This window comes from Oceanobacillus sojae (genome assembly GCF_900162665.1).
Lineage (GTDB): Bacteria > Bacillota > Bacilli > Bacillales > Amphibacillaceae > Oceanobacillus > Oceanobacillus sojae_A.
In genome coordinates, this window is sequence record NZ_LT727810.1 from 576,393 (window position 1) to 592,069 (window position 15,677).

General features: G+C 39.6%; 14 protein-coding genes and 1 other RNA gene. 12 read left to right on the top strand and 3 right to left on the bottom strand.

Annotated elements, in window-relative coordinates:
• Positions 1–36 precede the first annotated feature (36 nt).
• The 4 genes from rnr to BN1068_RS06420 all read left to right on the top strand — a co-directional run bounded on the left by rnr (position 37) and on the right by BN1068_RS06420 (position 4,291).
• A complete protein-coding gene (rnr, locus tag BN1068_RS06405) occupies positions 37–2,322 on the top strand; it encodes a ribonuclease R (RefSeq protein ID WP_077601994.1) in 2,286 nt (761 codons plus the stop codon).
• 183 nt (positions 2,323–2,505) lie between these two features.
• On the top strand, positions 2,506–2,973 hold the full coding sequence (smpB, locus tag BN1068_RS06410) for an SsrA-binding protein SmpB (protein WP_077601995.1): 468 nt from the start codon (positions 2,506–2,508) through the stop codon (positions 2,971–2,973).
• Between the two features lie 150 nt (positions 2,974–3,123).
• Positions 3,124–3,487, top strand: a transfer-messenger RNA (tmRNA) gene (gene ssrA / locus BN1068_RS06415).
• A 294-nt stretch (positions 3,488–3,781) separates the two neighbouring features.
• Positions 3,782–4,291 carry a GrpB family protein gene (locus tag BN1068_RS06420; RefSeq protein ID WP_368483276.1) on the top strand — a complete coding sequence of 170 codons (510 nt, stop codon included), beginning with the start codon at positions 3,782–3,784 and terminating at the stop codon, positions 4,289–4,291.
• A gap of 572 nt (positions 4,292–4,863) precedes the next feature.
• On the opposite strand, the gene BN1068_RS06425 is transcribed toward BN1068_RS06420, so the two are convergent.
• Both BN1068_RS06425 and BN1068_RS06430 read right to left on the bottom strand, forming a co-directional pair.
• Positions 4,864–5,676: an Ltp family lipoprotein gene (locus tag BN1068_RS06425; RefSeq protein ID WP_077601997.1), complete on the bottom strand. Its 813-nt coding sequence runs from the start codon at positions 5,674–5,676 to the stop codon at positions 4,864–4,866.
• Between the two features lie 227 nt (positions 5,677–5,903).
• A complete protein-coding gene (locus BN1068_RS06430) occupies positions 5,904–6,149 on the bottom strand; it encodes a hypothetical protein (protein ID WP_077601998.1) in 246 nt (81 codons plus the stop codon).
• Positions 6,150–6,576: 427 nt separating this feature from the next.
• Here BN1068_RS06430 and BN1068_RS06435 point away from each other — a divergent pair, with 427 nt between their 5' ends.
• The 8 genes from BN1068_RS06435 (at position 6,577) to BN1068_RS06470 (ending at position 15,135) form a co-directional block, all read left to right on the top strand.
• Complete coding sequence (locus BN1068_RS06435; RefSeq protein WP_077601999.1) at positions 6,577–7,929, top strand: serine hydrolase domain-containing protein; 1,353 nt, start codon at positions 6,577–6,579, stop codon at positions 7,927–7,929.
• 366 nt (positions 7,930–8,295) lie between these two features.
• Complete coding sequence (gene nirB / locus BN1068_RS06440; protein ID WP_077602000.1) at positions 8,296–10,701, top strand: nitrite reductase large subunit NirB; 2,406 nt, start codon at positions 8,296–8,298, stop codon at positions 10,699–10,701.
• A 50-nt stretch (positions 10,702–10,751) separates the two neighbouring features.
• Positions 10,752–11,069 carry a nitrite reductase small subunit NirD gene (gene nirD / locus BN1068_RS06445; protein WP_077602001.1) on the top strand — a complete coding sequence of 106 codons (318 nt, stop codon included), beginning with the start codon at positions 10,752–10,754 and terminating at the stop codon, positions 11,067–11,069.
• Between the two features lie 2 nt (positions 11,070–11,071).
• Positions 11,072–12,481: a uroporphyrinogen-III C-methyltransferase gene (gene cobA, locus BN1068_RS06450; RefSeq protein ID WP_077602002.1), complete on the top strand. Its 1,410-nt coding sequence runs from the start codon at positions 11,072–11,074 to the stop codon at positions 12,479–12,481.
• 1 nt (position 12,482) lies between these two features.
• Positions 12,483–13,274 (top strand): sirohydrochlorin chelatase, encoded by a 792-nt coding sequence (locus BN1068_RS06455; RefSeq protein ID WP_077602003.1) that lies wholly within the window; start codon positions 12,483–12,485, stop codon positions 13,272–13,274.
• The gene (locus BN1068_RS06460) at positions 13,192–13,680 is read left to right on the top strand and encodes a precorrin-2 dehydrogenase/sirohydrochlorin ferrochelatase family protein (protein WP_077602004.1); all 489 of its coding nucleotides are present in this window, start codon (positions 13,192–13,194) and stop codon (positions 13,678–13,680) included. Before BN1068_RS06455 ends, BN1068_RS06460 begins: the two co-directional genes overlap by 83 nt.
• Complete coding sequence (locus BN1068_RS06465; protein ID WP_077602005.1) at positions 13,677–14,495, top strand: formate/nitrite transporter family protein; 819 nt, start codon at positions 13,677–13,679, stop codon at positions 14,493–14,495. The genes BN1068_RS06460 and BN1068_RS06465 overlap by 4 nt, the downstream gene beginning before the upstream one ends.
• Positions 14,496–14,673: 178 nt before the next feature.
• Positions 14,674–15,135 (top strand): DinB family protein, encoded by a 462-nt coding sequence (locus tag BN1068_RS06470; RefSeq protein WP_077602006.1) that lies wholly within the window; start codon positions 14,674–14,676, stop codon positions 15,133–15,135.
• A gap of 97 nt (positions 15,136–15,232) precedes the next feature.
• Here BN1068_RS06470 and BN1068_RS06475 read toward each other — a convergent pair whose 3' ends face one another.
• Positions 15,233–15,646 (bottom strand): hypothetical protein, encoded by a 414-nt coding sequence (locus tag BN1068_RS06475; protein WP_175637095.1) that lies wholly within the window; start codon positions 15,644–15,646, stop codon positions 15,233–15,235.
• Between the last annotated feature and the right edge of the window lie 31 nt (positions 15,647–15,677).

Sequence of the window (15,677 nt, forward strand, 5' to 3'; positions counted from 1 at the left end):
TAGAGCAGGAAAGATAAAGAGAAAGAAGGTGAGACAATGAAAGAACGAATTATAGATTATATTAAAGAAAATAGTACCAAGCCCTTGTCTGTACAGGAATTAGAAGAGGCTCTGGGCTTAGAAGAGGCAGTAGAATTTAAAGAGCTGGTCATTGCTCTGAATGAACTGGAGTTAGAGGGAGAACTTGTCCGGACAAGAAAAAACAGGTTTGGACTTCCAGACAAAATGAATCTCGTTAAGGGAACTATTCAAATGCATGCAAAAGGTTTTGCCTTTCTTATTCCGGAAGATGAAAATGAAACAGATGTTTATATTCATGCAAATGATATGGGATCCGCAATGAACAAGGATAAAGTGCTTGTCCGTTTGGAAAAGAAAGATGCAGAAGGATCGCGCCCGGAAGGAAAAGTTATCCGTATTTTAGAGCGTGCAGTCGTTACCGTTGTCGGTACATTTGAGGATAACCGCTCCTTTGGTTTTGTTATTGCTGATGACAAACGGATCCCAAATGATATTTTTATTTCTAAAGGACATACACATGGAGCTATCGACGGCCATAAAGTACTTGCACGCATTACCAAATATCCGGAAGGAAGAAAAAGTGCAGAAGGAGAAATTATTCAGATTCTAGGTCATAAAAATGATCCGGGAATTGATATTCTTTCTATTATTTATAAGCACGGAATCCCGATAGATTTTCCAGAAGAGGTAATAGAGCAGGCAAATGAGGTTCCGGAAGAAATTGATCCGGCAGATATACATGGAAGAAAGGATCTGCGGGATGAGGTTGTCGTTACGATTGATGGCGCTGATGCCAAGGATCTTGATGATGCTGTCAGTGTCAAACGTCTTGATAATGGAAATTATGAGCTTGGAGTTTATATTGCGGACGTCAGCCACTATGTTGAAGAAGGCACACCGCTGGATAAAGAAGCATTTGAGCGGGGAACGAGCGTTTATTTAGTCGACCGTGTGATTCCGATGATTCCTCACCGCTTATCAAATGGTATCTGTTCCCTTAATCCCCAGGTTGACCGTTTAACACTGGGATGTAAAATGGAGATTAATACGAGTGGACAGGTCGTTCATCATGAAATTTTCCAAAGTGTTATCAATTCGAATGAACGAATGACTTATACCGATGTGAATAAAATTTTAGTGGATAAGGATGAAGAACTGCGTAAGAAATACGAGCCGCTTGTTCCAATGTTTGAGAACATGGAAAAGCTTGCAGCTATTTTACGCGGCAAACGCTTTGGACGAGGTGCTATTGACTTTGATTTTAAAGAAGCAAAAGTACTTGTCGACGAAAAAGGCCATCCGACTGATGTGGTTATTCGCGAACGCTCCGTTGGGGAGAAATTAATTGAAGAGTTTATGCTGGCGGCGAATGAAACGATTGCTGAGCATTTCCATTGGATGGATGTACCGTTTATCCACCGTATTCACGAAGATCCTGATGAAGGAAAGCTTGAGAAATTCTATGAATTTTTAGCAGGACTTGGTATTTCAGTAAAAGGAACAGCTAACGAAATTCATCCGCAACAGCTCCAAAAGGTGTTAGAATCGATTAAAGACGAACCGGAGGAAATGATTGTATCTAAATTAATGCTCCGTTCCATGCAGCAGGCGAAATATTCGCCGCAAAGTGTAGGCCACTTTGGTCTGGCAACAGATTTTTATACACATTTCACATCGCCGATCCGCCGTTATCCGGATTTAATCGTACACCGTTTAATCCGCACTTATTTAATTGAAAATAAGATGGATAAGAAAACGATGAAGCATTGGAAGGACCGGATGCCGGAAATTGCCCGTCATACTTCAGAAATGGAACGCCGGGCAGTTGATGCCGAGCGTGATACGGATAATATGAAGAAAGCGGAATTTATGAAGGATAAGATCGGTGAAGAATTTACCGGCATTATCAGCTCCGTAACGAATTTCGGTATGTTTGTCGAGTTGGAAAATACGGTAGAAGGGCTTGTCCATGTCAGCTATTTGACAGATGACTATTATCATTTTGATGAACGCAGTCAGGCGATGATTGGCGAACGGACGGCCAAAGTATTCCGTGTTGGAGACGAAGTGGATATTAAGGTGGCTGATGTAAACCTGGAAGAATACACAGTTGATTTTGAATTGACATCCTTAGGTTCCCCGCGCAGAAAGGAAAGAAAGGATAAGTCTTCCAGACGGGTTATTCAATCTTCACCAAAAACGAAAGAAAAATCAAAAGCAAAGCCAAAAGGGAAGGGTAAAGCAAACCCAAAAGGCAAAGCAAATCCTAAAAATAAGAAAAAGAATAAACCAAAACGATAAAATCTCTGCTTAGGAGATTTTATCGTTTTTTCACACAGAGCAAAGTTCATCAAATGGGTGAAACTTTTGAGATAAGGCAAGTTTTTTGGTAAAATATACAGAGGATTCATATGGGGAGAGAACGAGATTTCTTTCCATGTGAACAAGAACTTTTAAAAGTTCGATGGAAGAGGATGATTTTAGATGCCAAAAGGAAATGGAAAAACCATTGCACAAAATAAGAAAGCTTCCCATGATTATTTTATTGAAGAAACGTATGAGGCGGGGATTGTTCTGCAAGGCACGGAAATTAAGTCTATTCGTAATGGCAGAGTAAACATTAAGGATGCCCATGCGCGGATTGACAGAAAAGGGGAAGTGCAATTAATTAACCTGCATATCGCTGAATACGAGCAGGGGAACCGTTATAATCACGACCCGACCCGTTCAAGAAAGCTGCTGCTTCACCGTAAAGAAATTGATAAATTAATTGGTCTGACTCAGCAGCAGGGCTATGCATTAGTTCCATTAAAAATTTATATTAAAAATGGTTATGCAAAAGTATTAATTGGACTTGGAAAAGGGAAGAAGAAATACGATAAGCGTGAAGACTTAAAACGTAAGCAAATGAAGCGCGATGTGGATCGTGCTATTAAAGACCACATGCGTTAAACGGAAGCATATTTGACAATCTGGCATGATTTGTTATAATGAAAGGTACCCTGTTCATGGTATGCTGTTTATGGAACAGTTATTACTATAGAAACAAGGGTCAACTGAATAATTAAAAAGTGCTTAATTATTCCCTGTGATTTTTTATACGGGGACGTTACGGATTCGACAGGGGTAGATTGAGCTCAAGTTGCACGTCGAGGTTACGGCTCGTAAAACGTTACGCCTAAATATAATTGGCAAAGAAAACAATCAACCTGTTTTAGCAGCTGCGTAAGTAGCCTAAAACGATCCTTCCTGCCATCGCCCGTGTGGCAGATTGAAGGGTCTCAAATGAAGCGGGCTATACTGCTATCCACCGTCTGAGGATGGGCAGAAGAACTTAATCAGACTAGTTCCATGAAAGCCTGTTGGTAGGCTGACATGTGAGCGAATGATAATATACCAACTAAGCGTGTAGATACTTGAGTGCCGATACTCTTGGACGAGGGTTCGACTCCCTCCGTCTCCATTTGGAGAATACGAAAAAGGGTTGTAAATGTTGATATATCAATGTTTTCAGCTCTTTTTAATTATTTTAAATGTTAAAATGAGGGTTTCTCACTCAAAAAAGACATTTTCCCTATCTTTTTAAGTGGGAGTCGGTTAGTTACATTACGGTAAATAATATTTCCATCATGTTATAATAATAAAAAATAAAGAAGCAGAGGAATTATTTTCCCAATAACAATGAGGTGAGACCTCTATGAAAAAAGCTGTTTATGGAAAGTGTTCTTTTATCTTCAACTAAGGGGGAGATATATTGAAAGTGAGATTAAGTCTATATAATTCCGAATGGGTAAGTGAATATAATAAAGAATGTAAACGGTTAAACGAACTGTTCGGTGATCTTGTCATCCAATTTGAACACTTTGGCAGTACCTCTATTGTTAATATGAAGGCTAAACCGGTAATTGATATGATGGTTATTGTGAAAGATATTGATAAAGTTGATCAATTTAACCCGCGCTTAAAGGAACTAGGCTATGATCCAGCTGGTGAGTGGGGCATTGAAGGAAGAAGATTATTGAGAAAAGGAGGAGAGGATAGAACACATCATATACATATCTATCAAGAAGGTAATAGGGAGATAGACAGACATTTGATACTCAGAAATTATTTAAGGATACATACAGAGGAAGCCATGAAATATGGTGCATTAAAAGAACAGTTAGCAATGAAGTATCAAGATACAAAAGGATACAGTCAAGCAAAAAGAAGCTATGTGAGTGAACTGGAGCAGAGAGCCTTGGAATGGCATAAAAAAGAGCAAGGGTAAGTACGGGTACCAGTGATAAAAGTTAAATGAAGTAAAGGAACGATGGAGAAAGTATAATTTATTTGTTGCTTTAAACCAGCATGCAAGTCAAATCAGCGGTTACTTGAGGGGGCATTTAAAAGAAGTGCAGGAGAGAACGCGGTATATTGTTGAAACACATGATTTTAATAATAATCCGCCTGAATGGTTTGTGAGATGCCGTATTTGACAATCTGTAATGTACAGAGATTGTAGACAAGAACCCCCTGCTAGCAATGTTGTTAGCAGGAGGGAGATTTGCATTTTAGACGTCATTTGACAACTTGATACCTTTTCAGCCCTGATAAGAAGATGTTCAAAAAGTCCAATAAAGATGACACTGCGATAAGTGGATCTTCTACTAAGAACGCCTACGTCGTGTGGGCAACATAGAAGCCACCGCATCCTGCGGAAGTGCGTTGACTAGCTTTTTCCGTTACTCACGTATTATAATGCATACGCTCCGTTCGTAAAAAGCTCGTCGCCTTGAACTTCTTGGTCCTATTTATCGGCCTTTTTGAACACGCACTGATAAGGAATATATATTTTTAAAATTAATCTAAATTCTCAACTGCATAATCCGCTTCCTCTTGCGTGAATTTTTCACCATAATCTGAGGTTAGCTGGTCTCTGATTGCTTCATGTGACATATCCATTGTTTCTTGATAACTTTTGGCCGATTCCAATGCGTTTTCATTCCAATCCGCTTTTATATTATCGACAGCGTACTGTGCTTCTTCAGCAGTAAATTGATCGCCGTATTCAGAGATTAATTGATCGTATATACCTGCTTTTGACATATGCATAATATCGCTGTAACTTTCTGCTGATTTCAAGGCATTTTGATTCCAGTCCGCTTCCATATTGTCAATTGCATACTGTGCTGCTTCTTCTGGAAATTGATCGCCATACTCGGAAGTCAACTGATCAAAAATACCTGCTTTAGACATACTCATTAAATCGGAATAGCTTTCTGCGGAATTTAATGCAGAAATGTATTCAGTCGGAACATCATCGTCTGCTTCAGTTTCTTCTACTTCTTCTATCTCTTCATCTGTACTTTCCTCTGTATCTTTTGAAGTGTTTGTTTCATCGTCTTTTTCAGCATCAGCATTTTCATCGTCATCCATACTCTCTTCCGCTTCACTAGAGGTATCTGTTTCCTCTGAATCTGTATTATCCTCTGCTGGTTCTTCGTCGTCCGGGTCGTTTGTTTCATCCTTCTCATTTTCTGCTTGAACAGATTTTATCTCATTGTCTGCAGCAGTATCATCCTCAAGAGTAGTGCCGATTGCTCCAATAACGAAAACAACGATTACCCAAAACCACCATTTCTTAAACATAGACTTTTTTCCTTTCTCTTTCATAATTAACTCCCCTTTTCTGATTAAATATTACCAGTTATATACTTAGCATAATCATATTTATTTAGGAAGTCTAGATAAAATTTAGAAAAACCTAGAAATTTTATGATTGGTTCATTGTACAATGAAGCGTTACGGAGATTGATAAGGAAGTTTACATTTTATAAGCAGCTAAAAATGTTCAACTCTTCTAAAGTTCCGTAGGACTAATTAGCAAATAGTTCCCCACGTTATCTATACTGTTCTATTTCAAATTCATCATAAAATTCTCCTGTTTCAGCAATAAACAGGATATATTTCATATTTTTTAATGCTTTGTCCCACCCAATCACTTTAATTAACGTTATTTTATTTCTAGCATCAGTTGTAATTCCAAAGTTGTAACCTTTTGCAAAAAAGTCATCAGGATATAAATGTCTTATTTCTTTTGCTTTTTTTATCGTTAAGGAATGACCTAATTCTTTTGAAGAGCTCACTTGGCTATTGGAACTACTGAGAATTAAACAAAGACAAATAAATAAAAACAGGCAGATTTTTTCATGAGCTATACCTCGAAAATTTTATTTGTTATATTCACTTCGTATGAGGTTCTCCCTTGAAATATGAAATAAATCGTTCCATAAAAAATTGGTAATATATCCGGCTGACGCATTTATCAGTTATAATCTCGTACTCATAGAAAATGAATTCAAGTTAGCGGAAAAAAATGATAGAATATTGCAGTGAAATTCTGAATGTTGGAGGTGCTTTTTACGATTGCAGGCTTTCAAAAAACAATACTTATCTAGTGACTGACCAGCATGTGTGGTAAAATAATTGAACAAGCATAGTATCTAAAGACAATCTCAGAGATCATCTGAACAACAGAAAATATATTTATTAGGTGAAAAGGGAGGTATTTTTATGAACAAGAAAGTCTATGAAGAATTTGCTGAATCGCTCGTAAGTGCGCATAAAACCCCGGGTGCGATAGTTGCATTGAACAATGATATATACAAAAAAGGATTTGGCTACCAGGATAAGGAAAATGAATTACCTGTAACGGCCGATACGATTTTTGGAATTGGAAGTATTACAAAGTCAATGACTAGTATCGCAACTCTCCAGCTGCAAGAAGAAGGAAAACTATCCGTCCATGATTCTATTAAAACATATTTGCCTGAGATTACATTTAAAGGAAGTGATGAAATAACGCTTCATCACCTGATGACGCATACATCTGGTATTCCGCCATTAAACACGCTTTTTTATGCAAATAAGCAATCCATGGAAAAGGACGGCTCATTCGATTTGCAGATTAAATTAGGCATACCTCTTGAACGGGAGCATGACAGCATTGATACATATGACGAACTTATAGCTTATTTAAATAGCCTGTCATTTGACCTGCTTGACGAGCCAGGGAAGTCATTCAGCTATTCTAACGACGGCTATGCTCTGCTTGGTATCATTATTGAACGTGCTAGCGGGCAGCCGTATGAACGTTATATAGAGAAAAATATCTTTACTCCTCTCGGAATGAAAAGCAGCTTTTTTAATCCGGATCAATTGGATGAGCAGGCAGCACGTCAGTATGATATGGACCCGACCGCTGAAACGCCGGTCATTAAATATTCTCCGGAATGGTGGGACGCCCCGGTAATGTGGGCGGCCGGTTATGTTAAATCAACTGCCAATGATATGCTTCGTTATAGTGATGTCTTTTTAAATAAAGGCAATGGTATTTTAACAGAAGAAAGTCTTACTGCAATGACCACTCAATATATTGAAATAGAGCCTGGCCGGTATTATGGCTATGGGGTTATGATTACACCAGACTATTTTGGTACAAAGCTTATTGAACATGGCGGCGGAATTAAAGGAGTAACGGCGCATTTCGCCGTGCTGCCTGAGAAAAATATTGCTGCCATCTGTCTGACGAATATTGCAGGTGCCCCTGCGGAATCTCTTTTAAGAGGAGCCCTGCAGAGCGAAATGAATATTGCACCTGATAAGAAAGCCGTCCAATATGATGAATACACACTCAGCGAAGCAGATCGCCAAGCTATTACTGGAGTCTACCAATCTAATGAGGGACAAACGATTAAGGTCTTTGAAAAAGATAAAGCTATTTTTGTGGAGACCCAGGGAGCTCAAATACCAACACAAGCCGTCGCCAGCAGAGCAGTGACAATTACTATGCAGGGAACCGATTTTCTGCTGCAGTTTAAGGATGGACGCCTTCACTTTGGGTTTAGACAGCTTCTAAAAAAGTGAATAGTTTTACAAAATATATAAAGCTAATAGATATAGAATGAAAATTGATTTGGCAGGGTTGTCTGAAAATAGAGGCGACCCTGCTTTGTAATAGGGAATGGCGGAACATATCTGACTGATTTATTTTGTAATAAAGTATTTACTTTAAATGAAACACCTCTTTATCAAGATATACAAAACCAGACACAAACTGTTCAAAAAATCAATACAATTCAAAAAAAGAATATGCTACACTAACAGTAGAGAAAGTTGCTTTTTAAAAAAAATAACATAGCTGAATATTTTTTTAATTACTATTGTGAATCTATTCACATTTTATTTTTGGTACTGATTGTGAATTATTTCACAAAATTGGAGGGTTATACCATGAAAAGAAAGCTCGTAATGATTGGAAATGGAATGGCTGGAGTCAGATGTATAGAAGAAATTTTAAAAAGAGATAAAGAAACCTTTGAAATAACGATTATAGGTGACGAACCTTATCCAAATTACAATCGGATTATGCTTTCACATGTTTTGCAGGGAAAAACAGAGGTATCTGAAATTAATATGAATGATTGGGAATGGTATCAGAAAAATGAAATTACACTGTTTGCCAGTGAAAAAGTAACGGAAATAAAAACAGTAGAGAAAATAATTAAGACGGATAAAGACAGAATTATCCCTTATGATGAATTAATTGTAGCAACAGGATCCAGTGCATTTATTTTACCTGTACCCGGAAGTGAATTGGAAGGTGTAATAGGCTTTAGAAACATTCAGGATACAGAATTTATGATTGACACATCAAAGCGCTATAAAAAAGCAGCTGTTATTGGCGGCGGACTCCTGGGGTTGGAAGCAGCCAGAGGATTAATGGATCGGGGTATGCAGGTTCAGGTTATACACCTGATGCCAAGACTGATGGAACAGCAATTAGATAGCCCGGCAGCCAAAATGCTCAAGAAGGATTTAGAAGCACAGGGAATGGAATTTCTAATGGAAAAGCAGACAGCTGAAATTTATGGAGAAGAACGGGTGGAAGGAATTACCTTTTCAGATGACTCTTCTATCGAATGTGATCTTGTAGTGATGGCGGTTGGAATCCGGCCAAATGTCGCTTTAGCTAAGCAGGCTGGGCTGAACGTCAACCGGGGAATCGTTGTGAATGATCAGATGCAGACTTCTGTTCCTTCCGTTTATGCAGTAGGAGAATGTGCAGAGCATAACGGTATCACCTATGGACTGGTTGCCCCGCTTTACGAGCAGGGTCTGGAACTGGCGAAGCATTTAACAGAAGAGAAAACAGCTGGATATCATGGCAGTATTTTATCCACACAACTAAAAGTTGCGGGCTGTGATTTATTCTCAGGAGGAAAAATTGAAGAGGATGAAAGTACAGATGCAATTATCGTTCAGGATCAATTTTCCGGAGTGTATAAGAAGGTCCTTGTTTCAGATAACAAAGTAGTCGGTGTCGTGCTTTATGGTGATGCTTCAGACGGAACCCGGCTGTTCAGTATGCTGAAGAAAGAAACAGATATCAGTGAGTTTACAAGTGCAGCTGTTCTGCAAAAAGCAGGAGAAGATGCGGCAGAAGAGATGATAGCTGAGATGAGCCCGGATGAAACAGTCTGCGGCTGTAATGGTGTCACAAAAGGAACCATTGTCCAGGCTATTCTGGAACAGGATTTAAAATCATTTGAGGAAGTAAAAATCTGTACGAAGGCTGGTGCTTCCTGTGGGAAATGTAAGGGAGTGGTAGAAGGCATTCTTTCCCATACGCTGGGAGACAGCTTTGACCCTACTGCGGTAAAGACTGGCATGTGTGGATGTACCATGCTGACACGGGACGAAGTCGTAGAGGAAATCAAAGAGAAAGGTTTGCAATCGCCGAGGGAAGTCCGTAATGTACTCGGATTTGCAAATGAGGAAGGCTGTCATGTCTGCCGTCCGGCGCTCAATTATTATATGAGAATGATCAGACCGGGAGAATATGAAGATGACAAAGCTTCCCGTTTAGTAAATGAACGGATGAACGGTAATATTCAAAACAACGGTACCTTCTCTGTTGTTCCACGAATGTATGGCGGTACAACAACTGGTGATGATTTGATCCGGCTGGGAGAGGTTGCGAACAAATATAATGTGCCATTAGTAAAAATCACCGGTGCAAGCAGGGTTGGATTATATGGGGTAAAAAAGGAAGATATACCGCAAGTATGGGAAGACCTTGGCATGCGTTCCGGATATGCTTACTCCAAATCATTGCGAAATGTAAAATCCTGTGTCGGCGCTCAATTTTGCCGCTTCGGCACCCAAGATTCACTGGGGCTCGGAATCCGTCTGGAGAAAGAGCTGGAGATGGTGGATACGCCGCATAAAATGAAGATAGGTGTGTCAGGATGTCCCCGTAATTGCGCAGAGGCATTAACTAAGGATTTTGGCGTTGTCTGTGTGGAAAACGGGTTTCAGCTTTACTTTGGAGGGAATGGAGGAACTGAAGTCCGTGAGTGTGACTCCTTTACAACTGTGAAGACGGAAGAAGAAGTAATCACCATGGCAACAGCTTATATGCAGTATTACCGGGAAACAGGTATTTATAATGAGAGAACTGCGCCTTGGGTCGATCGGATCGGGGCGGAAAATATTAAACTTGTTCTTTTAAATGAAAAACAGAATGCTGAATTAGTAGAACGATTCCATCATGCAAAAAATACGTATGAAGAAGCGTGGAACAGCACACTTAAAAATAGAAAAGAAAAAGAGATGTATGAAATTGTGAAAAAGTGAACAATGAGCTGTATGAAGATATGATACTTTTATAAAAGGAGGTTCTAATCATGGAAGCAAGTAAAGAGAAGATAAAAATCATTAAATTGGAGGATTTGCCAAAGCAGATCGGGAAGGAAGTCCATGTGAACGGGGCGTCTATTGCGCTATTTCATTTGACCAGCGGAGAGGTTCATGCGGTTGGAAGCAAATGTCCGCATGCCGGCGGTCCTCTAGCCGAAGGAATTGTTTCCGGAGAGTTTGTCTTTTGTCCGCTCCATAACCGGAAAATTTCACTGCTCACTGGAGAAGTGCAAGCGCCGGATGACGGCTGCGTAACTACCTATGAAACGGAAGTTATAGATGGTTATGTGCACATAACGGTGTAGCCATGGAAAAGCCAAAGGGGTTTGTTTCATTTGTCGGTGCCGGCCCTGGAGATACTGGGCTGGTGACTAAAAAAGGAATTCAATGTTTAAAAGAGGCGGATATCATTTTGTATGATCGTCTGGCGAATCCAAGGCTGCTGCGCAATGCGAAGGATACCTGTCAATTTATATATTGCGGGAAGCTGCCGGAGAGACATACAATGCGGCAGGAAAAGATAAATAAACTGCTCGTTCAATACGCGAGCGAAGGCTGCTGCGTGGTCCGGTTAAAAGGTGGCGATCCTTCCGTTTTCGGAAGAGTGGGCGAGGAGGCGGAAGAGCTTGCCGCTAATGATATTGCATTTGAAATAGTTCCAGGTATTACCTCCAGCATTGCGGCGGCAGCCTATGCAGGAATCCCTGTTACTCACCGCGATTACAGCACCAGCCTGACCCTCAGAACAGGGCATACCTGTGAAAGTAATGCCGCTTTGCATAGTGATAGACAGCTGCTGGGAGATACCATCGCCTATTATATGGGCATGAGAAAAATGCTGATTAATTGCAGAGAGTTGATAAAGCAGGGAAAGCCGGCTGATACCAAAGTAGCTATTATCCAGTGGGGAACGTTAGGGAAACAAAAAGTAGTTGAAGGAACATTGGAAACCATTCAGGCTGTCATTGAAAAAGGACATATTGAAAGTCCTGCGATGATGATTGTCGGCGATGTCGTGGGGCTAAGAAAGAAGCTGATCTGGTTTGATAAGAAAAAGTTCAGCGGAAGAAGAATTCTTATTGCTAAAGCATCTGGAATTCCGTTTGCTCTGGAGAATTATTTTACAAACCTCGGAGCAGAAGCTTATTCCTTTCCAGTATGGAAGCAAAAGGTTCACTTATTTACGAAGGAAGAGCTAAAAGCGATCATGCATGCATATCGGCTCACTTTTACAAATGCGACCAGTGTAGATATTCTATTTCAGCAATACAGCCAGGCTCATTATGATATTCGTGATCTGCCGCGTAATATAGAATACCGGACAGAGCAGACAAGAAAAGCGTTAGCAGCGAGAGGAATTATGGCGGACAAAGCCGAAGATAGCAGCAATGCCTCTTCGATAGTAATTGGTGCACAATCGGATACATGGCATGAAAAGGAAGCTTATTCTACCCATGAGTGGCTGATTGATGAACGTTTTGATGAAATCAATGTACGAATGCTGACTGAAGATGATTGGGAAACAGTTATTTTTCCAAATAAAGCAGCAGTGAAAAGCTTTGCAAAAGAGGTAAAGAACCTTGGCATGCACCATCTGTTGAATATTAAATTCGCATATATAGGAGAGTCAGTAAAGGAATACGCCATGGAGCAAGGGTTCAGTATGATAGATGAAGCGGTTCAGTCGGAATTAAAACGAATGAATTGGAGGAATTAACATGTTTGATGCAGTGGTTTATATTGGCCATGGAAGCCGTCGCGAAGAGGGGAATGCGCAATTTAAGCGGTTTATTGAATCGGTTATGGAAGATATCGATAATCCGAATCAGGAAATAGCTTTTTTGGAGTTAACAAAACCAACCATTTCGGAAACACTTGAAAAATTAATAGCTCGAGGAGCGAAACGTTTTTTGATTGTTCCTGTGCTTCTTTTTTCAGCTCTTCATCATAAATTGGATATTCCGGAAGAGTTAGGCTTTATTCAAAGAAGATATCCTTTTGTTTCGTTTAAAATGACAGAACCTTTTGGTACACATCCTTATATGATTGACCTTGTAGTGAAACGTATTAAAGCTGAAAAACATGAGCAGAATACAGCAATTTTGCTTGTGGGCAGAGGAAGCAGTCATCTTGGACCTATTCAAGGGTTACAGCAGATTGGAAGAAAGGTCGAACAGAAATCAGGCATTCCAGTGTATACAGCATTTCTCAAGCTTGGCAAACCGAGTATGGAGGAGGCGATGGCCTTTCTTCCCTATAGATATAAAAAGGTCTATGTGATGCCTTACCTGTTATTTACAGGTCTGCTGCTTGAAAAAATAAAACAGACTGTCTTCTACTCAAAGGATACCTTTGATATCTGTCAAAACTTAGAATTTGATGAGCTGATGAGAAAAACATTAATCAAACGGATGGAGGAAGCACGAGATGGAGAAGCTGTATCCGGTAATGATGAACCTGAACGGAAAGAAGGCAGTGATTATCGGCGGAGGAAAAATAGCTCTGCGTAAAGCAAAGGGGCTGGCAGGTACAGGTGTTAAAATAGTCGTAGTCAGCCCGGGTATACGGGAAGAGTTATTTAAACTGCATGATGTGGTGTGGAAGCAGAAAGAATTTGAAGCAACAGATATAAAGGGAGCACATCTTATTTTTGCAGCGACAGATAACAAAGCAATAAATAAGTATGTTTGCCAGTGTGCTGCAGCAAATCAGTGGGTTAATGATACGAGTGAAAGCGAGCGGTCTGATTTTATCACTCCGGCAGTAGTCAGACGGGATAAATTTATCCTGGCAATTTCTACATCTGGTGCCAGTCCGGAGCTTGCCAAAGAATTGAAAGCTGAACTGGAAACCCGCTATAACGGCAATCTGGGGTATACTGTAGACATGTATGCAAATAGGAGGAATAAAAAATGATGGAGACAATAACCACTTTCAGCAACACTGCTGTTTCCAAGGTAAAACAATTGAATCATAGTAAAAGTAAGTATCTGATGATGACAATGCTGGCAGGATTTTTTGTGGGACTCGGTATCATTTTGATTTTTACTATCGGCGGTATGCTTGCCCCGACTGGTTTTGCCGGAACATCTATTGTAATGGGAGTATCCTTTGGGATAGCATTGAGCCTGGTCATTATGGCAGGATCTGATTTATTTACAGGGAATAATATGATCATGACGATTGGTTTTTTAACGAAAAAAACAAAGATTGTAGATGTGCTTCGTATCTGGGTATTCAGTTATTTTGGTAACTTTGTTGGAGCAGTTATTGTGGCCGGGTTATTCTTTTATTCCGGGCTTGCAACAGGAGGAACGGCTGATTTTATAATTTCCTCGGCAGGAGCAAAAATGAATGGAGCATTTATGGAGCTGTTTGTCCGCGGTATTCTGTGTAATATTCTTGTCTGTCTGGCAGTATGGTGTTCTGTGAAGCTGAAGGACGAAACAGCGAAGCTTATTATGATTTTCTGGTGTCTATTCGCTTTTATCACATCTGGATTTGAGCACAGTGTGGCAAATATGACTGTACTGACAACGGCCTTAATGATCCCGCATCCGGAAACGATTTCCTTAGCAGGACTTGCTGCAAACTTAATTCCGGTATCACTTGGTAATATTGTCGGCGGAGCTGTTTTTATTGGAGCTGCTTATTGGTATGGAATTACACAGAAAAATTCACATGTGCAGTCTGAGTCCGCTGTTGACCAGAAATTTAAGAAAGAAGCATAAGTATTTAAAAAAAGGTATGTTGCCCATTGTAAAATGAGTATCATATCTTTTTTGTTGCAGGAAACAATGGATTATTACTTAAACGTGTATTGTTCAGGCAGGAGTTACAGCAATCATGTAGAAATGATTAAAGAGGGGACAAACAGGTTGGAATACCTGTAGAAGGGAGGAGACAACATTGACTAATGAACAGGAAGTATTGTTTAATCAGCTTTCTGCATATCGGGCAGATGTTTTGATGGCTGTGGAAGGAATATCAAAAGAGCAGGCAGAGATAATACCGGAGCATTTTAACAACAATATCCGCTGGAATCTTGGGCATATTTATTTGGATCAATTTCTCTGGATTGAGTCGTTAACGAAAGAGACCTCTGAAGCAACAAAATATTTTAATAAGTGGTTCGGTTTTGGAACATCTCCAAAGAATTTCACTTCAGAAACACCAGCGTTTGAACAGCTGGTAAGTTTATTAAGAGGGCAGCCCGATGTAATTAAGAAACAGTATAAAGACCGGCTTGCCGAAGAATTTGAACCGGTTGATATGGGGATGTATACGATTGAGCAGGTATTAATTCGTACTATTTTTCATGAAGGGATGCATCTGCAGGCAATTATGGATATTAGGAAGTGTATCAGGTGAAAAAGTATTTTTAAGTATTGAGTTAGAAAAATCAAAATGAACAGACTTCATTTTCATCGAAGCTGTTCATTTTTAGTAAAATATGAAACTAAATATTTTACAGAGAACTTTTTTGGTTTTCTTCTTGTTTTATGTTTGGCTTTTCCTTTTTCCCGGATTGTTTTACATAATGCGTCGAATATAATTTCTCCATATTAGGTTTTCCGGTCTTCGAGAATCGCAATGTCTTTTTTGCCCCTTTTCCCCAAGATTTATAAACAGTTATAGATGGTTTTAAATTCTGTTCTTTAGCATATTTTTTTAGAGCTTGCAGAAAGTGGTTCAGTTTAGCCAGATTAAGGTTAATAGCTCTTTCTAAATAGTCTGTTCTTTTGAAGCGCCAATCCTCCACCTGCTTAACTGTTAATCGATCCATTTTTATCAAGACATCAATTGGGCTGATATAGCCATTTTCCGCAAGTACGGCAGAGGCACTTTTATGTATTTTTTCCTCTAATTGATTTCGGTTCATTTGAAATCACCCGCCATTTATCCATTTTAAA